The organism is Serratia sp. GW822-FHT06D09 (genome assembly GCF_058799515.1).
This window is the reverse complement of sequence record NZ_JBXALO010000020.1, coordinates 1-9,403: the sequence shown is the minus strand read 5'-3', so window position 1 is coordinate 9,403 and position 9,403 is coordinate 1. Positions and strand designations below refer to the sequence as shown.

At 50.0% G+C, this 9,403-nt stretch carries 21 protein-coding genes; all 21 read right to left on the bottom strand.

The window, feature by feature from the left end; all coding sequences use genetic code 11:
• Positions 1-13 precede the first annotated feature (13 nt).
• The gene (rplR, locus tag AC1RKG_RS24460; RefSeq protein WP_020837234.1) at positions 14-367 is read right to left on the bottom strand and encodes a 50S ribosomal protein L18; all 354 of its coding nucleotides are present in this window, start codon (positions 365-367) and stop codon (positions 14-16) included.
• A 9-nt stretch (positions 368-376) separates the two neighbouring features.
• Positions 377-910, bottom strand: coding sequence for a 50S ribosomal protein L6 (rplF, locus tag AC1RKG_RS24455; RefSeq protein WP_020837235.1), 534 nt, complete (start codon positions 908-910; stop codon positions 377-379).
• Positions 911-924: 14 nt separating this feature from the next.
• The gene (rpsH, locus tag AC1RKG_RS24450) at positions 925-1,317 is read right to left on the bottom strand and encodes a 30S ribosomal protein S8 (protein ID WP_020837236.1); all 393 of its coding nucleotides are present in this window, start codon (positions 1,315-1,317) and stop codon (positions 925-927) included.
• Between the two features lie 30 nt (positions 1,318-1,347).
• A complete protein-coding gene (gene rpsN, locus AC1RKG_RS24445) occupies positions 1,348-1,653 on the bottom strand; it encodes a 30S ribosomal protein S14 (RefSeq protein ID WP_041415050.1) in 306 nt (101 codons plus the stop codon).
• Positions 1,654-1,666: 13 nt separating this feature from the next.
• Positions 1,667-2,206: a 50S ribosomal protein L5 gene (rplE, locus tag AC1RKG_RS24440; RefSeq protein WP_020837238.1), complete on the bottom strand. Its 540-nt coding sequence runs from the start codon at positions 2,204-2,206 to the stop codon at positions 1,667-1,669.
• Between the two features lie 14 nt (positions 2,207-2,220).
• Positions 2,221-2,535 (bottom strand): 50S ribosomal protein L24, encoded by a 315-nt coding sequence (gene rplX / locus AC1RKG_RS24435; RefSeq protein WP_020837239.1) that lies wholly within the window; start codon positions 2,533-2,535, stop codon positions 2,221-2,223.
• Positions 2,536-2,545: 10 nt separating this feature from the next.
• The gene (rplN, locus tag AC1RKG_RS24430; RefSeq protein WP_020837240.1) at positions 2,546-2,917 is read right to left on the bottom strand and encodes a 50S ribosomal protein L14; all 372 of its coding nucleotides are present in this window, start codon (positions 2,915-2,917) and stop codon (positions 2,546-2,548) included.
• A gap of 166 nt (positions 2,918-3,083) precedes the next feature.
• Positions 3,084-3,338: a 30S ribosomal protein S17 gene (gene rpsQ, locus AC1RKG_RS24425; RefSeq protein ID WP_020837241.1), complete on the bottom strand. Its 255-nt coding sequence runs from the start codon at positions 3,336-3,338 to the stop codon at positions 3,084-3,086.
• Positions 3,339-3,530, bottom strand: a complete 192-nt coding sequence (gene rpmC, locus AC1RKG_RS24420; protein WP_004951169.1) for a 50S ribosomal protein L29 — start codon at positions 3,528-3,530, stop codon at positions 3,339-3,341.
• The gene (rplP, locus tag AC1RKG_RS24415; RefSeq protein WP_004951171.1) at positions 3,530-3,940 is read right to left on the bottom strand and encodes a 50S ribosomal protein L16; all 411 of its coding nucleotides are present in this window, start codon (positions 3,938-3,940) and stop codon (positions 3,530-3,532) included. The genes rpmC and rplP overlap by 1 nt, the downstream gene beginning before the upstream one ends.
• Before the next feature lie 12 nt (positions 3,941-3,952).
• Positions 3,953-4,651 (bottom strand): 30S ribosomal protein S3, encoded by a 699-nt coding sequence (rpsC, locus tag AC1RKG_RS24410; RefSeq protein WP_004951172.1) that lies wholly within the window; start codon positions 4,649-4,651, stop codon positions 3,953-3,955.
• Between the two features lie 17 nt (positions 4,652-4,668).
• Positions 4,669-5,001, bottom strand: coding sequence for a 50S ribosomal protein L22 (gene rplV, locus AC1RKG_RS24405; RefSeq protein WP_002223844.1), 333 nt, complete (start codon positions 4,999-5,001; stop codon positions 4,669-4,671).
• A gap of 14 nt (positions 5,002-5,015) precedes the next feature.
• A complete protein-coding gene (rpsS, locus tag AC1RKG_RS24400) occupies positions 5,016-5,294 on the bottom strand; it encodes a 30S ribosomal protein S19 (RefSeq protein ID WP_004929772.1) in 279 nt (92 codons plus the stop codon).
• A gap of 14 nt (positions 5,295-5,308) precedes the next feature.
• Positions 5,309-6,133 carry a 50S ribosomal protein L2 gene (rplB, locus tag AC1RKG_RS24395; RefSeq protein ID WP_020837243.1) on the bottom strand — a complete coding sequence of 275 codons (825 nt, stop codon included), beginning with the start codon at positions 6,131-6,133 and terminating at the stop codon, positions 5,309-5,311.
• An 18-nt stretch (positions 6,134-6,151) separates the two neighbouring features.
• The gene (gene rplW, locus AC1RKG_RS24390; protein WP_004951179.1) at positions 6,152-6,454 is read right to left on the bottom strand and encodes a 50S ribosomal protein L23; all 303 of its coding nucleotides are present in this window, start codon (positions 6,452-6,454) and stop codon (positions 6,152-6,154) included.
• On the bottom strand, positions 6,451-7,056 hold the full coding sequence (gene rplD, locus AC1RKG_RS24385; RefSeq protein WP_004929779.1) for a 50S ribosomal protein L4: 606 nt from the start codon (positions 7,054-7,056) through the stop codon (positions 6,451-6,453). The genes rplW and rplD overlap by 4 nt, the downstream gene beginning before the upstream one ends.
• A 10-nt stretch (positions 7,057-7,066) precedes the next feature.
• Entirely contained in the window at positions 7,067-7,696 is a 630-nt protein-coding gene (gene rplC / locus AC1RKG_RS24380) for a 50S ribosomal protein L3 (protein WP_020837245.1), read from the bottom strand.
• A 32-nt stretch (positions 7,697-7,728) separates the two neighbouring features.
• The gene (rpsJ, locus tag AC1RKG_RS24375; RefSeq protein WP_001181005.1) at positions 7,729-8,040 is read right to left on the bottom strand and encodes a 30S ribosomal protein S10; all 312 of its coding nucleotides are present in this window, start codon (positions 8,038-8,040) and stop codon (positions 7,729-7,731) included.
• Between the two features lie 385 nt (positions 8,041-8,425).
• Entirely contained in the window at positions 8,426-8,890 is a 465-nt protein-coding gene (bfr, locus tag AC1RKG_RS24370; RefSeq protein WP_044554945.1) for a bacterioferritin, read from the bottom strand.
• Between the two features lie 74 nt (positions 8,891-8,964).
• Entirely contained in the window at positions 8,965-9,159 is a 195-nt protein-coding gene (gene bfd / locus AC1RKG_RS24365) for a bacterioferritin-associated ferredoxin (RefSeq protein ID WP_013814795.1), read from the bottom strand.
• A 130-nt stretch (positions 9,160-9,289) separates the two neighbouring features.
• A partial coding sequence (locus AC1RKG_RS24360) for an EF-Tu C-terminal domain-related protein (protein WP_455678424.1) occupies positions 9,290-9,403 on the bottom strand: 114 nt, incomplete at its 5' end.

Sequence of the window (9,403 nt, the reverse complement as noted above, 5' to 3'; positions counted from 1 at the left end):
TTAAACCTCTTCCTTAGAACTGAAGGCCAGCTTCACGGGCAGCATCTGCCAGTGCCTGGACTCGACCATGATATTGGAAACCGGAACGGTCAAAGGAAACTTTAGAGATCCCTTTTTCCAACGCGCGCTCAGCCAGAGTTTTACCTACGGCAGCTGCTGCGTCTTTGTTACCGGAATACTTCAGTTGCTCAGTGATAGCTTTTTCTAAAGTAGAAGCGGCTACCAGTACTTCAGAACCATTTGGAGCAATTACCTGTGCGTAAATGTGACGCGGGGTACGATGTACCACCAGGCGGGTTGCACCCAGTTCTTTGAGCTTACGGCGTGCGCGGGTCGCACGACGGATACGAGCAGATTTCTTATCCATAGTGTTACCTTACTTCTTCTTAGCCTCTTTGGTACGCACGACTTCGTCGGCGTAACGGACACCCTTGCCTTTGTAAGGCTCAGGACGGCGGTAGGCACGCAGATCTGCAGCAACCTGGCCAATAACTTGTTTATCAGCGCCTTTCAGCACGATTTCAGTTTGGCTTGGGCATTCAGCAGTAATACCTGCTGGCAGCTGGTGATCGACTGGGTGAGAGAAGCCTAAGGCTAAATTCACCACGTTGCCTTTAACAGCAGCACGATAACCAACACCTACCAGTTGAAGCTTCTTGGTGAAGCCTTCGGTAACACCAACTACCATTGCGTTCAGCAGAGCGCGCGTAGTACCCGCTTGGGCCCAGGCGTTAGCAAAACCTTCGCGCGGAGCGAAAGTCAGTGCGTTAGCTTCTTGCTTCACTTCAACGGCGTCGTGGACAGTACGAGTCAGCTCGCCGTTCTTACCCTTAATCGAAATAACCTGACCGTTGAGTTTTACCTCTACGCCGGCAGGAATGACGACGGGTGCTTTTGCAACACGAGACATTCTTTCCTCCCGAATTAAGCTACGTAGCAGATAATCTCGCCACCAAGACCTGCTTGGCGAGCTGCACGATCGGTCATAACACCTTTAGAGGTAGAAACAACAGCGATACCCAAACCGGCCATAACTTTTGGCAGCTCATCTTTTTTCTTATAGATGCGCAGACCTGGACGGCTGATTCGCTGAATGCTTTCTACCACTGCCTTGCCCTGGAAGTACTTCAGTACCAGTTCCAGAACAGGCTTGGCGTCGCCTTCGATTTTGAAATCTTCAATAAAACCTTCTTCCTTCAGCAGGTTGGCAATTGCCACTTTCAGCTTGGAGGAAGGCATGGTGACCGCAACTTTGTTCGCGGCTTGACCGTTACGGATACGGGTCAGCATATCCGCGATCGGATCTTGCATGCTCATCTGTCTTTACTCCCGTGATTCAATTGGTAATTACCAGCTAGCCTTTTTCAAGCCAGGTACTTCACCGCGCATAGCGGCTTCACGTAACTTGATACGGCTCAACCCGAATTTGCCCACATAACCATGTGGACGGCCAGTTTGGCGGCAGCGCTTACGCTGACGAGACGGGCTGGAATCACGCGGCAGAGTTTGCAGCTTGAGAACAGCATCCCAACGTTCTTCGTCGGACGAGTTCACACCAGAAATGATAGCTTTCAGTTCCTCGCGTTTTGCGCGGTACTTTTCAGCCAGTTTCACGCGAACGACTTCGCGTGCTTTCATTGATTGCTTAGCCATCAGTAACCCTGCCTTACTTACGGAACGGGAAGTTAAAAGCAGCCAACAGCGCGCGGCCTTCATCATCAGATTTCGCAGTAGTGGTAATGGTAATATCCAAGCCACGAACGCGATCGACTTTGTCGTAGTCGATTTCTGGGAAGATGATTTGCTCACGCACACCCATGCTGTAGTTACCACGGCCATCGAATGACTTAGCGGACAAGCCACGGAAGTCACGGATACGTGGAACAGCAATGGAAATCAGACGCTCAAAGAACTCCCACATGCGCTCGCCACGCAGAGTTACTTTACAGCCGATCGGATAGCCCTGGCGGATTTTGAAGCCTGCAACAGATTTGCGGGCTTTGGTGATGAACGGTTTTTGACCGGAGATTGCTGCCAGATCAGCTGCTGCGTTATCCAGCAGTTTCTTGTCAGCGATCGCTTCACCAACACCCATATTCAGGGTGATCTTCTCGACCCGAGGGACTTGCATGACAGAAGCGTAGCTAAACTCAGTCATGAGTTTTTTAACTACTTCGTCTTTGTAGTAATCATGCAGTTTCGCCATCGTATTACTCCAAATTACTTGATAGTTTCGCTGTTAGACTTGAAGAAACGGACTTTTTTGCCGTCTTCGAATCTAAAGCCTACACGGTCAGCCTTACCGGTAGCCGTGTTGAAGAGAGCAATGTTAGAAACCTGAATTGCAGCTTCTTTTTCAACAATGCCACCTGGTTGGTTCAGGGCCGGAACCGGCTTCTGATGTTTCTTAACCAGGTTGATACCTTCAACAATGACCTTGCCAGCAGACAGGACATTTTTTACTTTACCGCGTTTACCTTTGTCTTTCCCGGTAAGCACGATAACTTCGTCATCACGACGGATTTTCGCTGCCATGGTTCGCTCCTTAGAGTACTTCTGGTGCCAGAGAGATAATTTTCATGAACTTCTCATTACGCAGTTCACGAGTTACCGGCCCAAAAATACGCGTACCGATAGGTTGCTCGCTGTTATTGTTCAAAATAACGCATGCATTACCATCGAAGCGAATGACAGAACCGTCCGGGCGACGTACACCCTTCTTGGTGCGCACCACTACCGCCTTCAGCACATCGCCTTTCTTCACCTTACCGCGAGGAATTGCTTCCTTGATGGTAATTTTGATGACGTCGCCGATGCCTGCGTAGCGACGGTGCGAGCCACCTAGAACCTTGATACACATTACGCGACGTGCACCGGAGTTGTCGGCCACGTTCAGCATAGTCTGTTCTTGGATCATGTTAGTGCTCCGCTAATGTCAACTACAACTTTAGGACCTATTACTAGGTCGTTGAAAAGCCCCATAACCGAGGGCGCAGCATTATAACACCGCTTCCAGAGTATGGGTAGAAAAAATAAACGGCTCATTTTCTGAGCCGTTTATTAAGTTAGAGCCAGCTACTCTATTACAGAATCGCTTTCTCTACAACGCGAACCAACGTCCAAGACTTAGTCTTAGACAGTGGACGGCATTCGCGGATTTCTACCACGTCACCGATACCACATTCGTTGTTCTCGTCATGTACGTGCAGCTTGGTCGTACGCTTGATGAATTTCCCGTAGATCGGGTGCTTCACCGTGCGCTCGATAGCAACAACCATGGATTTCTCCATTTTGTCACTAACAACACGACCCTGCAGAGTACGGATAATATCAGTCATTTACACACCCGCCTTTTCAGTCAGTAAAGTCTTAACGCGTGCGACATTACGACGCACTTGTTTCAACAGGTGAGTTTGTTGCAGCTGGCCACTTGCCGCCTGCATGCGCAAGTTAAATTGCTCACGCAGCAGGTTGAGCAGCTCAGTGTTCAGCTCTTCAACGCTTTTTTCACGCAGCTCTTGTGCTTTCATTACATCACCGTCTTAGTTACAAAGGTGGTTTTGATCGGCAATTTAGCTGCAGCCAGCTTGAATGCCTCACGGGCGACCTCTTCTGGTACACCGTCCATTTCGTACAGGACTTTCCCAGGTTGGATCAGGGCAACCCAATACTCCACGTTACCCTTACCTTTACCCATACGCACTTCGAGCGGCTTCTCGGTAATTGGTTTGTCCGGGAATACACGGATCCAAATTTTACCTTGACGCTTAACTGCACGAGTCATTGCACGACGAGCTGCTTCGATTTGACGAGCAGTCAGACGGCCACGGCCAACAGCTTTCAGACCGAAAGTGCCGAAGCTAACATCCGTACCCTGCGCCAGACCACGGTTGCGGCCTTTGTGCATCTTACGGAATTTTGTACGCTTTGGTTGTAACATCAGCGACTCTCCTTACTTGCGGCCTTTACGCTGCTGCTTTTTAGGTTGAGCAGCCGGTTCCGGTTGTTCAACTGCAGCCATACCACCCAGGATCTCACCTTTGAAGATCCATACCTTAACGCCGATTACACCATAAGTGGTGTGCGCTTCAGATGTGTTGTAATCGATATCCGCACGCAGTGTGTGCAACGGAACACGACCTTCACGGTACCATTCGGTACGCGCGATTTCAGCACCGCCAAGACGGCCGCTTACTTCAACTTTGATACCTTTAGCGCCAAGACGCATTGCGTTCTGTACAGCACGCTTCATAGCACGACGGAACATAACGCGACGTTCCAACTGTGAAGTGATGCTGTCAGCAACCAATTTAGCGTCAAGTTCCGGTTTACGGACTTCGGCGATGTTAATTTGCGCAGGAACGCCAGCGATATCCGCTACGACCTTACGCAGTTTTTCGACATCTTCGCCTTTCTTGCCGATAACGATGCCTGGACGAGCAGTGTGAATAGTCACACGGATGCTCTTCGCAGGACGCTCGATAACGATGCGAGAAACGGAAGCTTTCGCCAGTTCCTTAATCAGGAATTGACGAACTTTAAAGTCGCTGTCCAGGTTGTCAGCGAATTCTTTGGTATTCGCATACCAAGTAGAGTTCCAAGGTTTGACAATACCCAGGCGAATACCATTAGGATGTACTTTCTGACCCATTGCTAGTCTCCAGAGTCTCAGCGATCGGACACAACCACAGTAATGTGGCTGGTGCGCTTCAGGATGCGATCTGCACGACCTTTTGCACGCGGCATAATGCGCTTCATGCTTGGGCCTTCGTCTACGAAGATTTTCGTGACTTTCAGATCATCGATGTCAGCGCCATCGTTGTGTTCTGCGTTAGCAATGGCAGACTCCAGCACTTTCTTAACCAGACCAGCAGCTTTCTTGTTGGTGTAGGTCAGAGTTTCCAGAGCTTGCGACACTTTCTTACCGCGGATCAGGTCTGCAACAAGGCGAACCTTCTGAGCAGAAGAACGAGCGTGGCGATGTTTAGCGATAGTTTCCATCTCTTCCTCCTACCTTAGCGCTTTTTAGCTTTTTTATCAGCCGCATGGCCGCGATAAGTACGAGTCGGCGCGAATTCACCCAGTTTGTGACCGACCATTTCATCGGAAACGAACACTGGTACGTGCTGACGACCATTATGGACAGCGATGGTCAAACCGATCATGTTAGGAAAGATCGTTGAACGACGGGACCAAGTGCGCAAAGGCTTCTTGTCACCGCTTTCCACCGCTTTCTCTACCTTCTTCAGCAAGTGCAGGTCAATAAAAGGACCTTTCTTGAGAGAACGTGGCATGGCTTATCCTCTAATTATTTTTTGCTACGGCGACGTACGATGAACTTATCAGTACGCTTGTTGCTACGGGTCTTCTTACCTTTGGTCTGAACGCCCCACGGGGTTACCGGGTGCTTACCAAAGTTACGACCTTCACCACCACCGTGCGGGTGATCTACCGGGTTCATCGCCGTACCGCGAACGGTAGGACGAACACCACGCCAACGTGCAGCACCTGCTTTACCCAGAACGCGAAGCATATGTTCAGCGTTACCGACTTCACCCAGGGTGGCGCGGCAATCAACTGGAACTTTACGCATTTCGCCTGAGCGCAGACGCAGAGTTACGTAGGAACCATCACGTGCAACGATCTGAACGTAGGCACCAGCAGAACGAGCCATCTGGCCGCCTTTACCTGGTTTCATTTCTACGTTGTGAACCGTTGAACCCACTGGGATGTTGCGCATTGGCAGGGTGTTACCTACCTTGATTGCAGCATCAACGCCAGATTGGATCTGGTCACCAGCTTTCAGGCCTTTCGGCGCCAGGATGTAACGGCGTTCGCCGTCTTTGTACAGAACCAGCGCGATGTTCGCGGAACGGTTCGGATCGTACTCCAGACGCTCAACCACTGCAGCCACACCGTCTTTGTTGCGTTTGAAGTCAACCAGACGATAATGTTGCTTGTGGCCACCACCGATATGACGGGTGGTGATACGGCCATTGTTGTTACGACCACCGCTTTTGCTCAGTTTCTCAAGCAGCGGGGCATAAGGTTTACCCTTGTGCAGCTCAGGGTTAACCACTTTAACAACGTGGCGACGACCCGGAGATGTAGGTTTACATTTAACAATTGCCATTGTTCTTACTCCTCCGACTTACTCTGCGCCGCCGATGAAGTCCAGGTTCTGGCCTTCTTTCAGGGTGACGTAAGCTTTTTTCCAGTCGCTACGACGACCAACACGCTGACCGTGACGTTTCACTTTCCCTTTAACTACCAGGGTGTTCACGTCTTCGACTTCGACTTCAAACAGTTTCTGCACTGCAGCTTTGATTTCTGCTTTGGTCGCGTCTTTGGCAACTTTGAGTACGATGGTGTTGCTTTTTTCCATCGCAGCGGATGCTTTTTCAGATACGTGCGGTGCACGCAGCACTTTCAGCAAACGTTCTTCACGGATCATGCCAGCATCTCCTCAACTTGCTTCACAGCATCAGCAGTCATAACCACTTTGTCGAAGGCGATCAGGCTAACCGGGTCGATACCTGCTACATCGCGCACGTCAACCTTGTACAGGTTGCGAGCAGCCAGGAACAGATTCTCATCCAGTTCACCGGTCACGATCAGCACATCTTCCAGAGCCATATCTTTCAGTTTCTGTGCCAGCAGCTTAGTTTTAGGCGCTTCTACAGAGAACTTCTCGACAACGATCAGACGATCTTGACGTACCAGTTCGGACAGGATGCTTTTCAGCGCGCCGCGGTACATCTTTTTGTTTACTTTCTGACTGTGGTCCTGAGGCTTAGCAGCAAAGGTCACGCCACCTGAACGCCAGATCGGGCTCTTTACAGAACCTGAACGCGCACGGCCGGTACCTTTCTGGCGCCACGGTTTTTTACCGGAACCAGTCACTTCAGCGCGGGTCTTCTGAGCACGGGTACCTTGACGGGCACCTGCTGCATAAGCAACAACAACCTGGTGTACCAGCGCTTCGTTGAAATCACGACCGAAGGTAGTTTCGGAAACAGTCAGCGCGCTTTGCGCGTCTTTCAATACTAATTCCATTGCTATCCCCTTACGCCTTCACAGCTGGTTTAACGATCAGGTTGCCACCGGTTGCGCCCGGTACAGCACCCTTAACCAGCAGCAGGTTGCGCTCAGCGTCAACACGTACTACGTCCAGGCTTTGAACGGTTACACGCTCGTCACCCAGGTGGCCAGCCATTTTCTTGCCTTTGAACACTTTGCCCGGAGTCTGGTTCTGACCGATAGAACCCGGAACGCGGTGAGACAAGGAGTTACCGTGGGTAGCGTCTTGGGTACGGAAGTTCCAGCGCTTAACTGTGCCAGCAAAACCTTTACCTTTAGAAGTACCGGTAACATCGACTTTTTTAACTTCAGCGAAGATTTCTACGCTGATGTTTTGACCTGCAGTGAACTCTTCACCTTCTGCAAGGCGGAATTCCCACAGACCACGGCCAGCTTCAACGCCAGCTTTAGCGAAATGGCCCGCTTCCGGTTTGGTCACACGGTTAGCTTTTTTGCTACCAGTGGTAACCTGAACGGCACGGTACCCGTCGTTTTCCAGGTCTTTAACCTGAGTCACGCGGTTCGCTTCAATTTCAATCACGGTTACTGGGATAGAAACGCCATCTTCAGTGAAGATACGAGTCATGCCCACTTTTTTACCGACTAAACCAATCATTGTTTCAACCTCTCAATCGCTCAATGACCTGATTAACCCAGGCTGATCTGCACGTCTACACCGGCAGCCAGATCCAGACGCATCAGAGCATCAACGGTTTTCTCGGTTGGCTCAACGATGTCAACCAGACGCTTGTGAGTGCGAATCTCGTACTGATCACGCGCGTCTTTGTTAACGTGCGGAGAGATCAGAACGGTAAAGCGCTCTTTGCGAGTTGGCAGCGGGATCGGACCACGGACTTGCGCACCAGTGCGCTTTGCAGTCTCGACGATTTCCGCGGTTGATTGATCGATAAGACGATGATCAAACGCTTTCAGGCGGATACGGATTCTTTGGTTCTGCATGAGACCAGAGCTCCAATTATTTATAAACGTAAATAATTACTCCTCACACCCATTTCGATTGATGGGGGAGTGTAATCGTCAACATATAACCCCCATATCGGGAGTATTGTTCGAAGAGCAGAAAGTCCTGCCTATCGACTGATTCGCTAAAATCAGGCTTACCAAGATTAGGTAAGCCCGCGCATTATACGCAAAACAGAGCGAGAAGCAAGGCACAGATGGAAATATGCTCAGGATATCGACATTTTTTACCGGCGGGTAACTAACGGGTGAAAACCGAGGGGGAAATTCGTCGGGATTAGGGCAAGGCTTTGTCGCTGCTCCCCTGCCCTGCCGGAGAAACTCATGCCGGCAGGAGAACATCGTTGTAAAAGGTATTTACTGCCTACAACTGAGCTTGGGCATAGTTCTGGATACCCAGACGCGCGATCAAATCCAGTTCGGTTTCCAGCCAGTCGATATGTTCTTCTTCGTCGGCCAGAATTTCTATCATCAGGTCACGGCTGACATAGTCATGGATAGAATCAGCATAGGCGATGCCTTCACGCAGATTCTTGGCGCCATCCAATTCCAGGGCCAGGTCCGAACGCAACATTTCTTCGATATCTTCGCCAATGTTCAGCTTGCCGAGATCCTGCAAATTCGGAAGGCCTTCCAGAAACAGGATACGCTCGATATAGCGATCGGCATGCTTCATTTCATCGATCGACTCGTGGTATTCCTTTTCATTGAGGCGTGTTAGCCCCCAGTTCTTGAACATTCGGGCGTGCAGGAAATATTGATTGATGGCAACCAGCTCGTTACCGAGCAGTTTGTTGAGATGAGCAATGATCTTTTTATCGCCTTTCATAGGTAAATCCTCCTGGCCAGTTCTAAAAGTGTAGAAGCTGTAAGCCAAGAGTCAAAAAATAACCTTACCTTTAGTTAGGCAACTTCATGCATTGGGATAATGGTTCCGCTTTCCTCCACCATAATCTGTCTTGCCTGACGAATGCACTTTCCGCAATCGGTACCAATCGGCACAAGTTCACGCAGTTGTTTCATGGTATGCGGGTTGTGCTGACGCACGGCTTTACGGATCGCTTTGTCAGTCACGGCATTACACAGACATACGTACATAAGAGACTCACTTCTTAACCAATTCTGTAAGTCTAAATAGGAATGCTTTTTATTTCAATTAAGATTTGACCAAATTGCATAAAAAAAGGGCACCGAAGTGCCCTCTTTTGTGTCGAAAAATTATTCGCGATTAAGCGATAACTTTAGCAACAACACCAGCGCCAACAGTACGGCCGCCTTCACGGATTGCGAAACGCAGGCCGTCGTCCATCGCGATTGGGTGGATCAGGGTAACAACCATGTT

Bases quoted from the DNA above. Each gene is read 5' to 3' on its own strand.
- rplR (WP_020837234.1), bottom strand. From the start codon at position 367: ATGGATAAGAAATCTGCTCGTATCCGTCGTGCGACCCGCGCACGCCGT.
- rplF (WP_020837235.1), bottom strand. From the start codon at position 910: ATGTCTCGTGTTGCAAAAGCACCCGTCGTCATTCCTGCCGGCGTAGAG.
- rpsH (WP_020837236.1), bottom strand. From the start codon at position 1,317: ATGAGCATGCAAGATCCGATCGCGGATATGCTGACCCGTATCCGTAAC.
- rpsN (WP_041415050.1), bottom strand. From the start codon at position 1,653: ATGGCTAAGCAATCAATGAAAGCACGCGAAGTCGTTCGCGTGAAACTG.
- rplE (WP_020837238.1), bottom strand. From the start codon at position 2,206: ATGGCGAAACTGCATGATTACTACAAAGACGAAGTAGTTAAAAAACTC.
- rplX (WP_020837239.1), bottom strand. From the start codon at position 2,535: ATGGCAGCGAAAATCCGTCGTGATGACGAAGTTATCGTGCTTACCGGG.
- rplN (WP_020837240.1), bottom strand. From the start codon at position 2,917: ATGATCCAAGAACAGACTATGCTGAACGTGGCCGACAACTCCGGTGCA.
- rpsQ (WP_020837241.1), bottom strand. From the start codon at position 3,338: ATGACTGATATTATCCGTACTCTGCAGGGTCGTGTTGTTAGTGACAAA.
- rpmC (WP_004951169.1), bottom strand. From the start codon at position 3,530: ATGAAAGCACAAGAGCTGCGTGAAAAAAGCGTTGAAGAGCTGAACACT.
- rplP (WP_004951171.1), bottom strand. From the start codon at position 3,940: ATGTTACAACCAAAGCGTACAAAATTCCGTAAGATGCACAAAGGCCGC.
- rpsC (WP_004951172.1), bottom strand. From the start codon at position 4,651: ATGGGTCAGAAAGTACATCCTAATGGTATTCGCCTGGGTATTGTCAAA.
- rplV (WP_002223844.1), bottom strand. From the start codon at position 5,001: ATGGAAACTATCGCTAAACATCGCCACGCTCGTTCTTCTGCTCAGAAG.
- rpsS (WP_004929772.1), bottom strand. From the start codon at position 5,294: ATGCCACGTTCTCTCAAGAAAGGTCCTTTTATTGACCTGCACTTGCTG.
- rplB (WP_020837243.1), bottom strand. From the start codon at position 6,133: ATGGCAATTGTTAAATGTAAACCTACATCTCCGGGTCGTCGCCACGTT.
- rplW (WP_004951179.1), bottom strand. From the start codon at position 6,454: ATGATCCGTGAAGAACGTTTGCTGAAAGTGCTGCGTGCACCGCACGTA.
- rplD (WP_004929779.1), bottom strand. From the start codon at position 7,056: ATGGAATTAGTATTGAAAGACGCGCAAAGCGCGCTGACTGTTTCCGAA.
- rplC (WP_020837245.1), bottom strand. From the start codon at position 7,696: ATGATTGGTTTAGTCGGTAAAAAAGTGGGCATGACTCGTATCTTCACT.
- rpsJ (WP_001181005.1), bottom strand. From the start codon at position 8,040: ATGCAGAACCAAAGAATCCGTATCCGCCTGAAAGCGTTTGATCATCGT.
- bfr (WP_044554945.1), bottom strand. From the start codon at position 8,890: ATGAAAGGCGATAAAAAGATCATTGCTCATCTCAACAAACTGCTCGGT.
- bfd (WP_013814795.1), bottom strand. From the start codon at position 9,159: ATGTACGTATGTCTGTGTAATGCCGTGACTGACAAAGCGATCCGTAAA.